At 71.1% G+C, this 16,422-nt stretch carries 21 protein-coding genes and 1 pseudogene; 13 read left to right on the forward strand and 9 right to left on the reverse strand.

Features of this window, described 5'->3' with window-relative positions; translation table 11 throughout:
* Positions 1 to 69: 69 nt before the first annotated feature.
* Entirely contained in the window at positions 70 to 507 is a 438-nt protein-coding gene (locus tag V9G19_RS15365) for a pyridoxamine 5'-phosphate oxidase family protein (RefSeq protein ID WP_462286311.1), read from the reverse strand.
* A gap of 60 nt (positions 508 to 567) precedes the next feature.
* The gene (locus tag V9G19_RS15370) at positions 568 to 1,860 is read right to left on the reverse strand and encodes a saccharopine dehydrogenase family protein (RefSeq protein ID WP_462286312.1); all 1,293 of its coding nucleotides are present in this window, start codon (positions 1,858 to 1,860) and stop codon (positions 568 to 570) included.
* A gap of 101 nt (positions 1,861 to 1,961) precedes the next feature.
* Here V9G19_RS15370 and V9G19_RS15375 point away from each other — a divergent pair, with 101 nt between their 5' ends.
* The 5 genes from V9G19_RS15375 to V9G19_RS15395 are packed head-to-tail and all read left to right on the forward strand — an operon-like array spanning position 1,962 to position 6,703.
* A complete protein-coding gene (locus V9G19_RS15375) occupies positions 1,962 to 2,213 on the forward strand; it encodes a hypothetical protein (RefSeq protein ID WP_462286313.1) in 252 nt (83 codons plus the stop codon).
* Positions 2,210 to 3,433, forward strand: a complete 1,224-nt coding sequence (locus tag V9G19_RS15380) for a cupin domain-containing protein (RefSeq protein ID WP_462286400.1) — start codon at positions 2,210 to 2,212, stop codon at positions 3,431 to 3,433. The genes V9G19_RS15375 and V9G19_RS15380 overlap by 4 nt, the downstream gene beginning before the upstream one ends.
* The gene (locus V9G19_RS15385; RefSeq protein WP_462286314.1) at positions 3,430 to 4,335 is read left to right on the forward strand and encodes a sucrase ferredoxin; all 906 of its coding nucleotides are present in this window, start codon (positions 3,430 to 3,432) and stop codon (positions 4,333 to 4,335) included. Before V9G19_RS15380 ends, V9G19_RS15385 begins: the two co-directional genes overlap by 4 nt.
* Entirely contained in the window at positions 4,332 to 5,012 is a 681-nt protein-coding gene (locus V9G19_RS15390; protein WP_462286315.1) for an HAD-IA family hydrolase, read from the forward strand. Before V9G19_RS15385 ends, V9G19_RS15390 begins: the two co-directional genes overlap by 4 nt.
* A gap of 38 nt (positions 5,013 to 5,050) precedes the next feature.
* Positions 5,051 to 6,703: an FAD-binding dehydrogenase gene (locus V9G19_RS15395; protein WP_462286316.1), complete on the forward strand. Its 1,653-nt coding sequence runs from the start codon at positions 5,051 to 5,053 to the stop codon at positions 6,701 to 6,703.
* 163 nt (positions 6,704 to 6,866) lie between these two features.
* Here V9G19_RS15395 and V9G19_RS15400 read toward each other — a convergent pair whose 3' ends face one another.
* Positions 6,867 to 7,463, reverse strand: coding sequence for a proteasome activator (locus V9G19_RS15400; protein WP_462286317.1), 597 nt, complete (start codon positions 7,461 to 7,463; stop codon positions 6,867 to 6,869).
* 341 nt (positions 7,464 to 7,804) lie between these two features.
* Here V9G19_RS15400 and V9G19_RS15405 point away from each other — a divergent pair, with 341 nt between their 5' ends.
* A complete protein-coding gene (locus V9G19_RS15405; protein ID WP_462286318.1) occupies positions 7,805 to 8,830 on the forward strand; it encodes a S1 family peptidase in 1,026 nt (341 codons plus the stop codon).
* A gap of 14 nt (positions 8,831 to 8,844) precedes the next feature.
* Here V9G19_RS15405 and V9G19_RS15410 read toward each other — a convergent pair whose 3' ends face one another.
* From V9G19_RS15410 to V9G19_RS15430, 5 genes are all read right to left on the reverse strand, one after another.
* Positions 8,845 to 9,219, reverse strand: coding sequence for a hypothetical protein (locus V9G19_RS15410; RefSeq protein WP_462286319.1), 375 nt, complete (start codon positions 9,217 to 9,219; stop codon positions 8,845 to 8,847).
* 151 nt (positions 9,220 to 9,370) lie between these two features.
* The gene (locus tag V9G19_RS15415) at positions 9,371 to 9,619 is read right to left on the reverse strand and encodes a hypothetical protein (RefSeq protein ID WP_462286320.1); all 249 of its coding nucleotides are present in this window, start codon (positions 9,617 to 9,619) and stop codon (positions 9,371 to 9,373) included.
* 42 nt (positions 9,620 to 9,661) lie between these two features.
* On the reverse strand, positions 9,662 to 9,868 hold the full coding sequence (locus V9G19_RS15420) for a hypothetical protein (RefSeq protein ID WP_462286321.1): 207 nt from the start codon (positions 9,866 to 9,868) through the stop codon (positions 9,662 to 9,664).
* Positions 9,865 to 10,125 carry a hypothetical protein gene (locus tag V9G19_RS15425; protein ID WP_462286322.1) on the reverse strand — a complete coding sequence of 87 codons (261 nt, stop codon included), beginning with the start codon at positions 10,123 to 10,125 and terminating at the stop codon, positions 9,865 to 9,867. Before V9G19_RS15425 ends, V9G19_RS15420 begins: the two co-directional genes overlap by 4 nt.
* 36 nt (positions 10,126 to 10,161) lie before the next feature.
* Positions 10,162 to 10,785: a PadR family transcriptional regulator gene (locus V9G19_RS15430; protein ID WP_462286323.1), complete on the reverse strand. Its 624-nt coding sequence runs from the start codon at positions 10,783 to 10,785 to the stop codon at positions 10,162 to 10,164.
* 196 nt (positions 10,786 to 10,981) lie between these two features.
* Here V9G19_RS15430 and V9G19_RS15435 point away from each other — a divergent pair, with 196 nt between their 5' ends.
* Positions 10,982 to 11,401, forward strand: coding sequence for a sigma factor-like helix-turn-helix DNA-binding protein (locus tag V9G19_RS15435; protein ID WP_462286324.1), 420 nt, complete (start codon positions 10,982 to 10,984; stop codon positions 11,399 to 11,401).
* On the forward strand, positions 11,391 to 11,792 hold the full coding sequence (locus tag V9G19_RS15440) for a hypothetical protein (RefSeq protein WP_462286325.1): 402 nt from the start codon (positions 11,391 to 11,393) through the stop codon (positions 11,790 to 11,792). Before V9G19_RS15435 ends, V9G19_RS15440 begins: the two co-directional genes overlap by 11 nt.
* 26 nt (positions 11,793 to 11,818) lie before the next feature.
* Here the strand turns inward: V9G19_RS15440 and V9G19_RS15445 are convergent, their stop codons facing one another.
* Positions 11,819 to 12,475, reverse strand: coding sequence for a TetR/AcrR family transcriptional regulator (locus V9G19_RS15445; RefSeq protein ID WP_462286326.1), 657 nt, complete (start codon positions 12,473 to 12,475; stop codon positions 11,819 to 11,821).
* A gap of 40 nt (positions 12,476 to 12,515) precedes the next feature.
* Between V9G19_RS15445 and V9G19_RS15450 the strand changes: the two genes are divergently transcribed.
* The 5 genes and pseudogenes from V9G19_RS15450 (at position 12,516) to V9G19_RS15470 (ending at position 16,411) form a co-directional block, all read left to right on the forward strand.
* Positions 12,516 to 13,847: an acyl-CoA dehydrogenase family protein gene (locus V9G19_RS15450; protein ID WP_462286327.1), complete on the forward strand. Its 1,332-nt coding sequence runs from the start codon at positions 12,516 to 12,518 to the stop codon at positions 13,845 to 13,847.
* A gap of 1 nt (position 13,848) precedes the next feature.
* Positions 13,849 to 14,646 carry an SDR family NAD(P)-dependent oxidoreductase gene (locus tag V9G19_RS15455; protein WP_462286328.1) on the forward strand — a complete coding sequence of 266 codons (798 nt, stop codon included), beginning with the start codon at positions 13,849 to 13,851 and terminating at the stop codon, positions 14,644 to 14,646.
* Positions 14,639 to 15,733, forward strand: coding sequence for a phosphotransferase family protein (locus V9G19_RS15460; protein WP_462286329.1), 1,095 nt, complete (start codon positions 14,639 to 14,641; stop codon positions 15,731 to 15,733). Before V9G19_RS15455 ends, V9G19_RS15460 begins: the two co-directional genes overlap by 8 nt.
* Positions 15,730 to 15,936 (forward strand): annotated as a pseudogene (locus V9G19_RS15465) (histidine phosphatase family protein); the annotation flags it as partial. The gene V9G19_RS15460 and the pseudogene V9G19_RS15465, both read left to right, overlap by 4 nt.
* Position 15,937: 1 nt before the next feature.
* Entirely contained in the window at positions 15,938 to 16,411 is a 474-nt protein-coding gene (locus V9G19_RS15470; RefSeq protein WP_462286330.1) for a histidine phosphatase family protein, read from the forward strand.
* The last annotated feature ends 11 nt before the right edge of the window (positions 16,412 to 16,422 follow it).

The following is a 16,422-nucleotide window of genomic DNA, read 5'->3' on the forward strand; positions in this document are numbered from 1 at the left end:
GTACTACCGGTAGTACGACCTCAGCATGAAACGCAGACCTCAGCGGTTGTCCTGCTCAGCGGTTGCTTGTTACTGCTCGTCGTCCTCGGGGCGCGACTGCAGCCAGGGGCGGTGGAGCTCGAAGCGGCGCCCGGTGATCTCCGACGGCTTGATCGCGACAACGATCGACTTGGACGTGTCCACCCAGGGCCGCAGCGGCAGGCTGTCCACCGCGTCGCGGTCGCTGCCCTCAAGCACCTCGGCGGTGCCGCGCAGGACGACGCTGGTCGCCTGCTCGTCGTCGATGTCGTCGATCTCGAAGGCCACATCGTCGTTCATGACGACGCCGAGGAGCTTGCTGCCCTCGGCGGTGCGGAAAACCAAGCGCTCGCTGTCGACCGTGTAGTTGATCGGCGTGATGTGCACCTCACCGACCAGGTGGAAGGCCAGGCGGCCGAACTCGTGTTTCTCCAGCAATTCCCAGCATTGCTCTTCGGTGAGCTGGGTCATGGGTTCGTGGTCCAGCATGCTCTCTCCCTGCCCGGTCTGGCCTAAGGCTCCTTCACCCTAGCGAAGCGTCTGCTCACCCTATCTCGCCGCTCCTGTGGGCGACATCACCGTCGTGGTGATCGTGAACCCCTGCGCGCGCAGCCGGTCCGCGAGGCCCGCGCCTATCCCGGTGGCCGGCGTGAGCACCCCGGCCCGGTCGGGCAGGTCGTCGTCGAAGGCGAGCGCCAGGCCCGACTGGCCGAGCATGATCGCCGTGCCCGAATAGCCGGGGTCGGCGTTGGCCGCGAAAACCGTGCGGTAGCGCGGGCCGCCGCTCGTCCCGGCCTCGATCTCCATCCGGAAGCGGCCCGCCCGCTGCCGCTCCGGGCTCGGCCCCTCACCCGGTTTGGGCAGCATCCGGTCGAGCACGGCACGGGTGGGGCCGAAGCGCATCGCGCCCACCACGCCGAGCAGCCCGGCGGTCATTCCGGAGGCCACAGCGGGAGCCTTGGCCGACCGGCCGAAGTCCATAACCTCCTGATAACGGAAGTCGCGGCCATAGGCGTGGTCGAGCAGGGCGTTGCTGCGCCGCACGATGCGCGTGTTGAACGCCGCCATCACAAACGGGCCGAGCCAGTGGCCGTCCGGTCCGCGACGCACCGGCGTATGCCGCGCCACGCCACGGACTAAGTCGAGCGGACCGCCCGCCTTGGGGGGCCGCGCCCGGCTGCTCGCCGGTTCGGCCGAGCGGTCGGGGCTAAGGCCGTAGGGATCGCGCACCACCCCCGCGAGCGCGGGATCATCCATCTCGATCGCCTGCTGGCGCATCGAGTCGATGGTCCCGCCGCTGAGGCCGCCGCGCAGACCGCGGACGAACAAGGTGGTGTTGGTCAGCTGGCCGGCGCCATCTGCCCGGGCGCGTTCGGCGGTCAGGAACACCCCGATGTCGGACGGGATCGAGTCGAAGCCGCACGCGTTGACGATCTTGGCGCCGGTCTGCTGCGCCAGCTCGTGACAGGTGTCGGCCAGCTCGCGGACAAAGAGCACCTCGCCGGTCAGATCGGCATAGTGGGTTCCTGCGCCGGCGCACGCGGCCGCCAGGGGGAGGCCGTAGCGGGCATACGGCCCGACGGTGGTGACGACCACGCGCGTCGAGGCGGCCAGGCGCGCCATCTGCTCGGGATCACCGGCATCGGCCTCGAGGACATCCCAAGTCCGGGCGGCGTCGGGCAGCCCGCGCTGCACGGCGGCGACCTTGTCCCGGGACCTCCCCGCGAGGGCGATCCGGGCGCCGACAGGGGCATTCTCGGCCAGGTGCGTGGCGGTCAGCGAGCCGACGAACCCGCTGGCGCCGAAGAGGATGAGATCATGGGCGCGTTCGGCCGCAGTCATGGAGCGCAAGTCTAGTAATCCGCGGGCGGCGCAGAATCCGAAGACCGCGCGAGTGGTATTGGATAGAGCGACCAGCCCCAGCGCACCCGAAGGAGCCCGCCATGACCGATGCGCCCCAGGACGACTTCCAGGAGCAGCTGCAAACCATGATCGAGGAATCCCCGGCCGTGGCCGAGAACACCGAGTCCGGTGGCGAGGAGCCAGCGGCAGACGCCGCCGACGGGGGCGCCGATAATGGCGCCGACGGCGGCGCGGCCGATGCCGGCGCCGACGAGCTGAGCCCGATGTCTGTCGGTGCCGATCCCGATTTCGGCGAGACTCCGCGGGCCGACGAGATCGAGCGCGGACTCTGAGCGCCACGGGCGCACTCGACCGGCTGATCGGCATACCGGCCGAGCGGTTTGCCGCCGAGAACTGGGGCCGGACGCCGCTGCTGACCCGCACCGCGGACAACGAGGCGGCCGGGTTGGAGCGGCTGTTCGACAACGCCGCGGCCGACGAGTTGCTCTCCCGGCGAGGCCTGCGCACGCCCTTCCTGCGGGTGGCCAAGAACGGCACGACCTTTGCGGCCAAGGAGTTCACCACACCCGGCGGGGTCGGCGCCGAGATCGGCGACCAGGTCAACGACACCCGGCTGACCGAGCTGTTCGCCGACGGCGCGACGCTCGTGCTGCAGGCGCTGCACCGCACCTGGGAGCCGATCCGCGCGTTCGCTGCCGAGCTGGCTGCCGACCTCGGGCACCCGGTGCAGGTCAACGCCTATATCACCCCCGCGCAGAGCACCGGCTTTAGCGACCACTACGACGTCCACGACGTCTTTGTCGTCCAAGTGGCCGGCACCAAGACGTGGCGCATCCGCCCGCCGGTCCTGACCGCGCCGCTTCGCAGCCAGCCCTGGGACGGCCGGAGGGAGGCGGTGCGCGCCACCGCCGAGGAACCCGCGCTGATCGAGGCCACGCTGCATCCCGGGGACACGCTCTATCTCCCGCGCGGTTTCATTCACGCCGCCACGGCGTGCGGCGAGGTCAGCACCCATCTGACGATCGGCGTGCACACCTGGACCGGCCATCACCTGGCCGAGCAACTGCTCGCGTATGCCGCGGAGCAGGCCCTCGACGATCCCACCGTTCGCGCGTCGCTGCCGTTGGGCATCGACCTGGGCCGCGTCGACGCCGCGGCCGATCCGGCGTTGACCGCCGCCGTCGAGGGCGCCCGCGCCGCTCTGATCCGAGCCCTCGCCCAGGCGCCGGTCGAGGCGGTGTTGGCGCCGCTGGCTGCGGCCCACCGCCGCGGCACCCGCCCGGACCCTCTCGGCCCGATCGCCGCCGTCGCCGCCGCGGCGACGCTGACCCCCTCGACCCGGCTCGAGCTGCGCGCACATCTGGCGCCCACGCTGGCCGAGCGCGGGGAGGAGCTGGTCCTCGACTCGCGCGCCGGGAGCCGGGTCATCGACGCCGAGGAGGCCGAGGCGGTGCGCGCGTTCGTCACCAGCGGCGCGGCCACGGCCGGTGCCTTGGGTCTCGACCTGGCCCGCCGACTGGTGCACGCGGGTGTGGCCGAGGTCGTTCCATGAGGCCGGCCGGGCCATCGCCATGCTCGGACGCGGCCCGCGATCGCGACGACCCGCTGATCGCCACCGCGCCACCAACGCGTCGCTGGTTGCTGCTGGAGCAGCACCGGGCCTGGCCGGAAAAGATCCTGACCAGCCACGACCTGGCCGGGCAGGTGCGGCCGATCGTCGCCGCCGTCGCTCAATACCAGGGGCGCGTACTGTTTGTGCGGCGGCCGGGACGGGCGGCGGCATCCGGGCTGCGGCGCTGGGCGGTGATCGACCCGATCGCGCGGCTCGAGTTGCGCGGGGTGTGGGAGCCCGGGCCCGGGCTGGCCGAGGCGGTGGCCGCCTTCGCCGGTCAGACGCCGCTGGCCAACCCCGCCCAGGTCCGGCTGCTGGTGTGCACCCACGGCAAGCACGATCAGTGCTGCGCGGTGCGCGGCCGCGCCGTGGCGAGACACATTGCCGCGCGGTATCCGGTCGAGACGTGGGAGTGCAGTCACGTCGGCGGGGACCGGTTCGCCGCCAACTTGATCGTGCTGCCCAGCGGCACCTATTACGGCGGGCTCGACCCCGACGCGGTGGACGCGGTGCTCGACGCCCACCGGGTGCGCCAGATCCCCGCTGCCCACCTGCGGGGCGTCACGACCGTCTCCCCGGTGGGCCAGGCCGGGCTGATCGGCGCGCTGCGCGAACTCGGGCCGGGGCCGCTGCCGATCATGCGGGCACGGGTGCTTCCCGGCGGCGGACCCGACCGCTGGCAGGTCGAAGTGGCCGGCCATCCACGCGCCAAGCGGGTCGTCGTCGAAGTCTCCCGGGTGGTGTTGCCGCCGGCGCGGCGAACCTGCCGGGCGGCGCGGGAGGAGTTCGCGGTGAGTTATGCGACGCGGGTGGTCGATCCGCCCGGGGTGGGGGAGGGATGAGCGCGGACCTGGGCCGGCTCCTGAAGCGCACGTATGCCGCGGTGCTCTTCGACATGGACGGCACACTCATCGACTCCGCACCTTCGGTCCTGCGCAGCTGGACGATCTGGTCGGGGGAGTTCGGCATCGACCTGGAGCAGCTGAAGACCTTCCACGGCGTGCCGGCGAGCGGGGTGATCGCCCACTTCCTCGCGCCCGAGGTGCACGAGCGGGCCGATGCCCGGCTGCGGGAGCTGGAGATCGCCGACGCGGTCGGCATCCCGATCCTGCCGGGCGGCGCCGAAGCGCTGGCCGCGCTCGCCGGATCCGGGCGGGTGGCGATCGCCACCTCGTGTACGGCCGATCTCGCCGAGGCCCGGGTCGCCGCGTCCGGGCTGGCCGCGCCACCCGTGCTGGTCACCGCGTCCGAGTGCACCCGGGGAAAGCCGGACCCGGAGCCCTACCTGCGCGCGGCCGAGCGGCTGGGGGTCGACCCGCGCGAGTGCCTCGTCGTCGAGGACGCGACCGCGGGGCTGGCCGCGGCGCGGGCGGCCGGGTGCGCGACGCTGGCACTGACCACGACGACACGCGCGGACGTGATCGCCGCCGCCGGCGATGCCGACGCGATCGTGCCCGACCTGTCGGCCGTGCGCTTCGTCGTCACTTCCGAGGGGGTTCGGATCGAGGGGTCCGGCTGACGGCGGCGGCGCAGGCTACCGATCCGTAACATGCGGGTATGGATGCCGCTGCCGTCGTCATTGGTCACGGCCTGGCCGGTCTGGTCGCCGCCGACGAACTGCTGCGCGCCGGCCGGCGGGTGATCCTGCTCGACCAGGAGTCGGCGGCCAACCTCGGCGGCCAGGCGCACTGGTCGTTCGGCGGGTTGTTGCTGGTGAGCTCACCCGAGCAGCGGCGCCTCGGCATACGCGATGATGTCGAGTTGGCCTGGCAGGACTGGAGTGGCAGCGCGGGTTTTGACCGGCCGCAGGACCATTGGCCGCGGCAGTGGGCGCGGGCCTATGTCGAGTTCGCGGCGGGGGAGAAGCGGGCCTGGCTGCACGGGCTGGGGATGCGGTGGTTCCCCGTCGTCGGGTGGGCCGAGCGCGGCGACGGCACGGCGGGCGGGCACGGCAACTCGGTGCCGCGTTTCCACGTGACGTGGGGGACCGGGCCGGGCGTGGTGGCGCCGTTCGCCGCGGCCGCGCGGCAGGCCATCCTGGAGGGGCGGCTGGACTATCGCCCGCGGCACTGCGTCGACGAGCTGGTCGTCTCCGGCGGCCGCGTGACCGGTGTGCGCGGGCGCGTGCTGGCCGGCGACCCCGCGCCGCAGGGCGTGGCCTCCGGGCGTGACCCGGCCGGGAGCTTCGAGCTGTCCGCGGAGGCGGTCGTGATGGCCTCCGGCGGCATCGGCGGCAACCACGAGCTGATGCGCGAGCAGTGGCCGGCCCGGCTGGGGTGGGCGCCCGCGGAGATGCTGACCGGTGTCCCGGCATACGTCGACGGGCGGATGCTGCAGATCAGCGCCACCGCCGGCGCGCGGCTGGTCAACACCGACCGGATGTGGCATTACGTCGAAGGCGTCGAGAACTGGGATCCGGTCTGGCCCGGGCACGCGATCCGCATCCTCGGCGGCCCGTCGTCGCTGTGGTTCGACGCGCTCGGTCGGCGGCTGCCGGCCCCGCTATGGCTCGGCTTCGACACCCTCGGCACGCTGGCCCACCTGCGAACGACCGGGCACGATCACTCCTGGCTGATCCTCAACCGGGCGATCATCGCCAAGGAGTTCGCGCTGTCCGGTTCGGAGCAAAACCTCGACCTGACCGAGAAGGCGATCGCCGACGTGCTGCGCCGCCCGGTCCGGATGCCGCCGGCTGTCCAGGCATTCCTCGACCACGGGGTCGATTTCCTCCAGGCCGCGAGCGTGAGTGAGCTGGTCGCGGCGATGACCGCGCTCACCCCGCAGGCGCCCCTCGACGCCGCCGGAATCGAGCGGCAGATCCGCGAGCGGGATGCCCAGGTGGGCAACGCCTTTGCCAAGGATGCCCAGATCATGGCGATCCAGAACGCCCGCGCCTACCGCGGGGACCGGCTGACCAAGCGGGCGGTGCCGCTGCACCGGATCCTCGACCCGGCATACGGGCCGTTGATCGCGGTGCGGCTGCGGGTCCTGACCCGCAAGACGCTGGGCGGGATCGAGACCGACCTGCAGGCTCGCGCGCTGACCGCCGCGGGCGAGCCCCTCCCCGGCCTGTATGCCGCCGGCGAGGTCGCCGGTTTCGGCGGCGGCGGCATGCACGGCTACCGGGCGCTGGAGGGCACCTTCCTCGGCGGGTGCCTGTTCTCCGGCCGCGCCGCCGGCCGGTCGGCAGCGGCGGACACGGCGGGGTGAGCGCCTGCCTCCTCGGCTCGGGTTAGTGGCCCTACCAGGCCCGCGGGTCGAGAGGACCCGGTCGGCACGGTTATCGCTACAAGACGTACCCACACGCTCCTCTCGAGGGGCCATCCCCAACTCAGCCAAAAGGGCGCAACGACGCGCTAGCCGGGCGTGGCTTTCAGAGGTACTGGCCGGTGGGGCCGGAGGGATCGCCGAGCGGGTTGACCGGCTTGCCCATGCCGGGGCCGCGCGGCTGGTGTGGCTGCGCCGGGTCGGGCTGCTCGGCGGCGGGATGACCGGGCGGGAGGCTGCGCCGCATCTGCTGCAACTGCGCCTGCGCCGCCATCTGCTGGGCGACGAGCGCGGCCTGAATGCCGTGGAAGAGGCCCTCGAGCCAGCCGACCAGCTGGGCCTGGGCGATGCGCAGTTCGGGGTCGCTCGGCGTGCCCTCGCTGAACGGCAGGGCGAGCCGGTCGAGTTCGTCGATGAGTTCGGGGGCCAGGCCATCCTTGAGTTCGGCGATCGACCGCTGGTGGATCTCGGCCAGCCGCGCTCGCCCAGCCTCGTCCAACGGGGCACTGCGCACCTCCTCCAGCAGCTGCTTGATCATCGAGGCGACCCGCATCACCTTGGCCGGTTGCTCGATCAGGTCGGCCGGATTGCGGTCCTGGTCGCTCTCGTGGACCCCCATTCCCTCGGGCGTCAACACGACGACCCGGTCGCCGTCGGTGGCTGCGGTGGCCTCGGGGTGCTGCTCGCCTGGCTGCTGAGTCATGCGGGCCATCCTGCCAAATCAACGCGTCACTGCGGAGGGAACGTCCCTTGAATGAGGGGCTGTCGGAACTGCGCATCCGGCTTTAGCGTGCTGCTAGGAGTACCTGCGCATGGGGAGAGGCGATGAACGCGTTCCGGTCGGCCACGCTGGCCACGGCCATTCTGCTATCCGGTTGCGGTGTTCTGGGGAATGAGACCACAGAGACCACTGGTCCGCCCATCACCGTCACGGAAACGCCGCACTCGACCGCTGGACCCGAGTCGACAGCAGCCGATACAGCTAAGTCCAGCGCGCCGCCATCGCCGCCCGCGTCCAAGGCCGGGTGGGAGAGCGTCTTTGCAGTGGCCGGGCCGGCCGTCGTGCGGATCGACGTCACCCAGTGCGAAGGGTCGGGCGGGTCCGGCTCGGGGTTCGTGGTCGCCCCGGATCTGATCATGACAGCGGCTCACGTCGTGGCGGGTGCGCGAACCGTCTCGGTGCGCGGGGAGGCCGGTTCGCTGCAGGCCGCCGAGGTCATCGGCATAGCGCCGGAGAATGACGTTGCCCTGGTCCGCCTCGCCAGCCCGTCGTCGGCGACGCCGCTCAGCTTCGCCACAGAACTCCCGGATCGCGGCTCGAGCATGGCGGTCGTCGGCTTCCCGCTGTATGCCGAGACGCTGCAGATCAGCGAGGGGATCATGAGCGGGCTACCGCGGCCGGTCGAATACAGCGACCAGAGCGTCGAGGAGGCTTTCGTCACCGACGCCGCGACCAACCCGGGCAACAGCGGAGGACCGGTCCTCGACCGGGACGGGCGAGTGCTGGGGCTGGTCAGCGGCGGCCAGGTGTGGGAAGGATGGGATCCGGAGACCCGAATCCCAGTGCAGGGCACCAACTACGTCGTCCCGGCCAAGGATCTCCAGCCCTATCTGGCGCTCTGGGCCGACCGGACCGACTCGCTTGCCGCTCCCTGCGCCGACGAGGTCGAGGCTCCCGGAGACGCGAGCATTGCGGTCGAGGTCAGCGCCGACGACCCATGGGCGGCCGATTTCGCCCAGGCGTTATATACCCACGGGCTGTCGATCAACGCCGGCTCCTACGCGAGTGCGTTCAGTGTGTTCACCCCGCGCCTGCAAGGCGTGATGGGCGGCTTGCAGACCTGGTCGCAAGGTTTGGCAACCAGCTACTGGCGAGCCATTGTCGTCACCGATACCGAGGAGCTACCCGAGGAGACGAAGGTGAGCGCCACGATCACGACGAACCAGGAGTCGCAGTGGGGTCCGGACGGCCACACGTGCAGCGTCTGGTCTCTCGTGTACGACTTCGTGCCGGCCGAGACCGGTTGGCAGATCGACGCCGTCCACGGCGACGAGACAGCGCAGTGCTGACCGGCGTGCGACCGTCACCGGGTGGTGCGCAGCGAGGAGAGCCATGCGTAGGCCGCGGCCACCAGCCCCACCGCGACCCCGCGTGAGCAAGTCCGGCCGCAGCCCGAGCCGGGCGACGACCGCGCTGGCGAGCAGCGCGCCGGTGGTCCAGCCCAGGCCGAAGGACAGCATCCGCCCGGCGGTGTTGACCCGGCCAGCCACCACGTGCGCTGGGCGGCGACGGCCAGACCGGCCACACCCGAGACGGGCATCATGGCCAAGGTCACCCACGCCGTCGAGCGGGTGCGCAGCGCCACTCCGACGCCGACCGGGACGGTCAGGTCGAGGATGCCGCCGGAGCCCCAGATCGCCGCATTGGCCAGCCCGATTCCGGCGCGGCCGATGAGCATGGGCAGCGCGCCGAAGGCCGCCCGTCGAAGAAGGTGAACAGCGCCTGCGTCGTGAACGCCGCGATCAGAACATGCGGCACGGTCAACGCGCCGGCTGCATGAGCAATCGGCACCGACGCGATCGTCGCGGCGCAGGCGAGGTCGGCCCCGATCATCTCCCGGCGCCGGTCGAGCCGTCGCTCAGGGCGCCGGCTATGAGGCCGAACAGGAGATAGGGCAGCCCTTCCAGGACGGTCGTCAGCGCGGTCAGGCTCGGCGAGCCGCTCACCCGGTAGATCAGCACCGGCAGCACGACTTCGCGGTCACCAGGGAGCCCGTGATCGAGACCTGCCGGGCGCACCAGAACCGGACAAAGTCGCGATCGTCGCGCCTGCGCGGCGCCGGCGACCAGGCCGACCACCGTGCCGAGGACGCCGCCGAGCGAGCGCCGTGCTGATCAGCGTCACCGTGACCAGCAAAGGCGGCGATCGCGAAGCTCGGTGGCGCCGCCCACGGGGGTCACGACGATCTCGGCGTTCGAGACCGGCCAGCGCCCGCTGGTCAACGCCGCCTTGCTGCCAAGGCCTGCGCTGCCGAGGCCGGCCCGGGGGTCGAGGAAGAGCGCCCCGCACCCGCAGATGCCGCTCGCCGATGGCAAAGCGGACCTCACCGAACTGGATCGGGTGACCTGGCCGTTGACCAGCCGCGCGAGGGCGGCGGCGCTGGCGGTGGTGTCGGTGTCGTCGTAGCCGGGACCGGCTCGGGCTCGCCGCCGACGCTGGCCGAAGCCGTGGCGGTGAAGACCAGCCCGGCCACGATGAGCAGCACCGGCAGCGCGACCATGACGACGACCAGCGCGCTGCGCCCGCGATAACGGTGTGCCTCGCGCCGGCCATCGCCAAGGAGATCCGCCAGCTGCCCAGCCACCGGCCGATCCGGTTTCCGCGTTCGGACCGGTGGTGGCTATTTCTCGGCGCCCAGCAGACCGGTGGTGGCCTCACTGGCGGTGCCGTCCGACGTGGCGGCCGTGGGCTGGTGCGGGTACGCGGCGGCTCGCGCGAGGCTCGATTCAACGTGATCGAGCCAGCGAACCTCACTCTCGGCGCCGAAGATGAGGTTTTCCACGACGAGCAGCCAGGCCAGGTCGTTGTTGGTGGCGCTGTCGCTGGCCTGCCGGTCACTGGCCTGCATCTTCAGCCGGGTCAGGTCGCGCAATTGCTTCAGGGTCGCGGTGCGCTGGGTCTGCACGACGGCGCGCACGTCGACCCCGGGCGTGGTGACGGCCAGGGCGAGCTTGATGACCAGCTCGTCACGCGGGGTCTCGTCGCGATCGACCGGCGTCTGCCACCACGCCATCACCTCGGTCATCCCGAGGTCGGTGAGGTGATAGAGGATCCGGCCCTCCTCGTCGGGCGCCGACTCCTGCTCGACCATGCCGTCGCGCTCGAGCCGGGCCAGCGTCGTGTAGACCTGCCCGACGTTGAGCGGCCAGGTCCCCCCGGTGCGAGCCTCGAACTCGCTGCGCAGCTGCGCGCCATACATCGACTGCTCGGCGAGTAGGGCGAGCAACCCCAATTTGACCGACATGGGCCCTCCCGTGACGCCGGAGCACCGAGTGAATACCCGGTATCCGGACAAGCCTAATACCGGGTATGTGGAATGGTCAACTTGACGGATCGGGCGGGGCACCCCTCCGCAGCCGGCCTGGGCGGCGTGTAAAGAGATGGTTGGGACGCTCGGTGAGGAGAGCCGGTGGAGTTCGAGGAGTTCGTCCGGGCGCCGTATGCCGCTCTGGTGCGGCCCCGCCTTCCTGCTCACCGAATCCCGGGAGGGCGCCGAGGATCTCGTGCAGGACACGCTGGTTCGCGCCGGGGTGCGGTGGTCGCGGATCGCCCGCGGGGGCGCGCCGGAGGCCTATGTGCGCCGGATGCTCGATACCCAGTCGGTCGACAACTGGCGGCGTTGGCAGCGCGATGCCGCCGGGACGGTCGTCGGTGAGCCGGTCGGCGAGCCGGCGGCATACGAGCTCAGGCGGGAGCCGGTGGATGTCGCCGCCCGCGTCGACCTGGCCCGTGCGCTGGCCCTCCTCACGCCCAAGCAGCGGGCTGTGCTTGTGCTGCGGTATGCCGAGGACCTCAGCGAGGCCGCCACCGCTGTGTCAGTGGTCGCTGCTCGGCATGGATTACAACGACGTGGGTTGTGAGTCGTACGCCAGCGTCAGCGGACCGGGGACGGAGTTCTTCACCCGCCCGGTTGGGGCCGGCACCCTGGATGACGCCGGCCGGTTCGCAGTGCTCACGGTGGATGGATCGGTGGCGCCGTCGCCAGAACTGCTGGCCGGCTCCGCGGGTGGTTCAGCACAGCTGATGCGGCTCGATGTGCGGGCTGCCCGGGTCAATGAACTGGGGACCTCGTCCGCCCCCATCCGCGCGCTGGTCAGCGCCCCGTGGTGGCGTGGCCTGCCACTCGGCGTCGCGAGCGGCGCGGGATACCGGCTGGTGAGCCTTGCCGGCGACCACACCACAGTCGTGTCCGCCGACCCTCGCCTCCAGCTGACCTCGCTGACCGTGGCGCAGTGGGTGGTCGGTACGTGAACACGGTGCCCGGAACATGAACACGCTCATGTTCGGTGAGCGGCGAGGAGTGCGCGAAGGGCGGCGGCGCAATGGGCGACCTCGGCGTCGAGGGCGACGGGGTCGACGTCCTCGGGCAGATGCAGCGCGCGGTCTTCGACATAGGCGACCCAGGCATGGGCGGTGCGGTAATCCGCGGTGCGGTAATCCGCCGCGGGCAGGTCCGAGGTGGACGCGTCGTCGGCGGGCCGGTCCGGGCGGTGGTCGGGGGAGGCGAGCGTGCGGCATACGAGATCGGCGATCCCGGAGCGCAGCGTCGTCGCCGTGCCGCCGGGATCGTCGCCGAGCGGGCCGGCCTGGCCATAGACGAGCGCGAGGTAGGAGGCGCGTCGCCGCTGGATCTGCGCGATGAAGCGGTCGATCACCTGCCGCAGCGCCAGCTCGCCGGTGGTGTCCGGGTCGGGCGCGACCGTGCGCAGCACCCGGCGACCGGCGGCGGCGACGACCGCCTGGTGATAGGCGGTCTTGGTCGGGAAGTAGTGGAACAGCAGCCCGCGCGAGACACCGGCCTCGGCGGCGACCTCGTCGAGGGAGAGCTCCTGGACCGGCCGCTCGACGAACTTGCGCAGCCCGATGCCCACGAGCTGGCGGCGACGCTCCTGCGGGCTTAACCGCGCCCGGGTGGGCGAGCCCTGGCCTGTCACGCTATTGAGCATTGCTCAATAAAGCACTAGTGTCAACGGTATGGAGTTTGCCTTATCCCCGCGTGCCGCCGACCTGTCCGCGCGGGTGCGCCGCTTCGTCGACACCCGGATCGAGCCCTTCGAGGCCGCGATGCTCACCGACGTCGCCGAGAGAAGGGCCCGCGGGGAGGACCCGTGGCCGCCGCCGCCGCAGCTCGAGGAGCTCAAGGCCGCCGCCCGCGCCGAGGGACTGTGGAACCTCTTCCTCCCCGCCGGCCACGAGGGCTCGTATGCCGAGAAGTACGGCACCGACGGCGGCGTCGGCCTGTCCAACACCGACTACGCGAGCATCGCCGAGCAGATGGGCCGCTCGTTCATCGCGCCGCTGATCTTCAATTGCAACGCCCCCGATACCGGCAACATGGAGGTGCTGCTCAAGTACGGCTCGCCGGAGCAGAAGGACGCCTGGCTCGACCCGCTGCTCGACGGCCGGATCCGCTCGACCTTCCTGATGACCGAGCCCGGCGTCGCCAGCTCGGATGCGACCACCATGGAGGCCACGGCCACGATCGACGGCGACAAGGTGATGCTCAACGGCCGCAAGTGGTGGTCCTCGGGAGCCGGTCACCCCGACTGCAAGGTCGGCATCTTCATGGCCGTCACCGACCCCGATGCTGCTCGCCACCAACGGCATTCGATGGTGTTGGTGCCGATGGACGCCCCCGGCGTGACGGTCGAGCGCATGCTCTCGACGATGGGCGTCTACGACGAGCCGCTCGGCCACGGCGAGGTCTCGCTCACCAACGTCCGCCTGCCCGTCGAGAACATCCTCGCCGGCCCGGGCCGCGCCTTCGAGATCGCCCAGGGCCGCCTCGGCCCCGGCCGCGTTCATCACTGCATGCGGCTGATCGGCCTGTGCGAGAAGGTGATCGAGCTTGCCCTGGAGCGCTCCACGTCCCGGGTGGCGTTCGGGCGGCCAATCGTCCAACTCGGCGGCAACCGCGAGCGACTGGCCAAGGCCCGGATAGCGGTCAACCAGGCGCGCCTGCACGTCCTGTATGCCGCCTGGCGGCTCGACACGGTCGGCCCGGTCGAGGCGTTCAGCGAGATCAGCGAGATCAAAGCCGCTGTCCCGCAGATGGCGTGCGATGTCATCGACATGGCGATCCAGTTGCACGGCGGTGCCGGCACGAGCACGGACTTCCCGCTGGCGACGGCCTATTCGCTGGCCCGGTCGTTGCGGTTCGCGGACGGTCCCGACGAGGTCCACCTCGCCGTGATCTCCCGACTCATGCTCCGCCCGTATGCTGCTCGCGCCCGCGGGTCGGCCCTGCCGGCGTCCGCGGTGTCCGCCGCCGACCGCGCGGTGCCCGCCGCGACCGAGAGGTCTTGAGGTGCAGCGCATCCTGATCACCGGCGGTGCCTCCGGGCTCGGCCTCGCCCTGACCCAGCTGCTGCTTGCCCGGGGCGACCGGGTGATCGTCGGTGACCTTGCCGACGACCGTCCCGCCACCGTCCCGGCCGCAGCCGAGTATCTGCGGCTGGACGTGCGCAGCCAACAGGACTGGGACGCAGCGCTGGCGCACGTGAAGTCGACCGGCGGCCTGGATGTGTTGGTCAACAACGCCGGGGTCGCCACCGGCGGCCGGATCGACGTCGAGTCGATCGCCGACTGGCAGCGGGTCATCGACGTCAACCTGCTCGGCGTCGTCCGCGGCTGCCAGACGTTCACGCCGTTGTTCAAGGACCAGCACCGCGGGCACATCGTCAACATCGCCTCGCTCGCCGGCCTCGTCCACGGTCCGGGGATGTCCTCCTACAACGCGGCGAAGGCCGGCGTCGTCGCGTTGTCCGAGACACTGGGTTTTGAATTGGCGCCGTGGGGGATTGCCGTCTCGGTCGTCTGCCCGGCCTTCTTCCAGACCAACCTGCACACCTCCTTGCAGGGCAAGGACACCTCGGTGGAGGAGAGCGCCGTGCGGCTAATCACCGGGGCCAAGGCGAGTGCGGACCAGATTGCCGCAATGGTCATTGCCGGTATGGATGCCCGCAAGCGCCTCATCCTCACCGACCGCCTCGGGCATGTCGCGTTCTGGACCAAGCGGCTGGCCTGGCCGCTCTATGCCGCGTCCGGCCGCCGGCTCGGCGCGGGGATGGCGCGGCGGCGACGCGACGGAGGTGGGAATGGCTGACCCGCGCGACACGGCAAACACAGCAGCGGTCCCGGCCCTTGGCGGTGTGCGCGCCGAGGATGCCTTCGACGTCACCGCGGTCGCGAAATGGTTGCGGCACAATGCCGCCGACGCGACCGGTCTGGATGAGGCTCCCGAAGTGCGGCAATTCTCCGGCGGCGCATCGAATTTGACCTTCCTGCTCAGCTGGCCGGAGCGCGAGCTGATCCTGCGCCGTCCGCCGGCCGGAACCAAGGCCAAAGGCGCGCATGACATGGCGCGCGAGCACGACATTCAGGCGGCGCTGGCACCGGTCTATCCCAAGGTCGTTCCGATGGTGGGCTATTGCGGGGACGAGTCGGTGATCGGCTCGGAGTTCTATGTCATGGAGCGCCTCGTCGGGCCGATCCTCCGCAAGACGATCCCGCCCGAGCTCGGGCTGACTGCCGGCGACGTGACGCGCCTGTGCGACAACGCGATCGACGCCCTGGTCGAGTTGCACGCCGTCGACGTCGACGCGGCCGGGCTGGCGCGCCTCGACAGGGGACCGGGATATGTGCACCGCCAGGTCGAGGGGTGGTCGCGCAGATATCGCGCCGCCCGCACGCCCGACGTCGGCTCGCTCGAAGAGCTGATGTCCTGGCTTGATCGCCACCAACCCGACGACGTGCAGCATACGTTGATCCACAACGACTTCCGGTTCGACAATCTCGTTCTCGGGCAAGATGATCCGACGCGGATCGTCGGTGTGCTCGACTGGGAGTTAGCCACCGTCGGCGACCCGCTCATGGACCTCGGCTCGGCGCTCGCCTATTGGGCGCAGGCCGACGATCCCGCCGCCATCCAGGCGATCCGGCTGCAGCCGACCACCGCGCCGGGGATGTGGACTCGCGAGCAGGTGTGGGCGGCATACGAGCAGCGACGGGCGATCGAGGTGAGCGAACGGGACCGGCGCTTCTATGAGCTGTTCGGCACCTTCCGGCTGGCCGGCATCGCGCAGCAGATCTACTATCGCTACGTCCATGGGCAGACAACGAATCCGACGGCGCGCGGGATGGGTGAGGTCGTCCGGATCCTCGACGCGCGGTCGCGGGAGCTGATCGCGTGAGCCGCGTCTTCCTCATTCGACATGGCGAAGCCTCGTGGGACAACGAGGATTATGACCAGCTCACCGAGCGGGGGCACGCGCAGGCCCGGGCCGTGGGGGAGGAGTTGGTGGCGCGACGGGTGGTGCCCGACGTGCTCATCAGCGGGACGCTGCGCCGGCATCGCGAGACGGCGGCCGAGCTGGTGGCCGGAGCCCGCTGGGAGTATGCCGTCGCCGAGGACGAGCGCTGGAACGAACTCGACGCCGACGACATCGTCCGCGTCCACGACCCCGGAGCACGAGACGATGACCGGCGCCCTGGCGCACTTCTCCGGTCGCGGGGCGCCGCAGGATTTCGAGAGCTTCTTCGACTCGGCGATGGACCGCTGGCTCTCCGGAGAGGGCGGGCACGTCGAGTCGTATGCGACGTTCGTCGAGCGGGTGCACGTCGCGCTGGACGCGGTGCTCGGCTCGCTCGATGGCCAGGGCACCGCGGTCGTCGTCACCTCCGGGGGCGTGCAGAACGCGATCGCCTCGCGGATTCTCGGTGGCGGCCCGCAGACGTGGCGGCGGATCTTCGGGATGTTCCCCAACACCGGGATCATGCGGCTGACCCATGACAAGCGCGGACTGCGGCTGCGGTCGCTGGGCGAGCTCTCGCACCTGCAGGCGCGTCCTGAACTACTCTCCGAGCGATAGAGCGAGAAGGG

Origin of the sequence: Nostocoides sp. (assembly GCF_037045025.1) — a bacterium.
Lineage (GTDB): Bacteria > Actinomycetota > Actinomycetes > Actinomycetales > Dermatophilaceae > Nostocoides_A.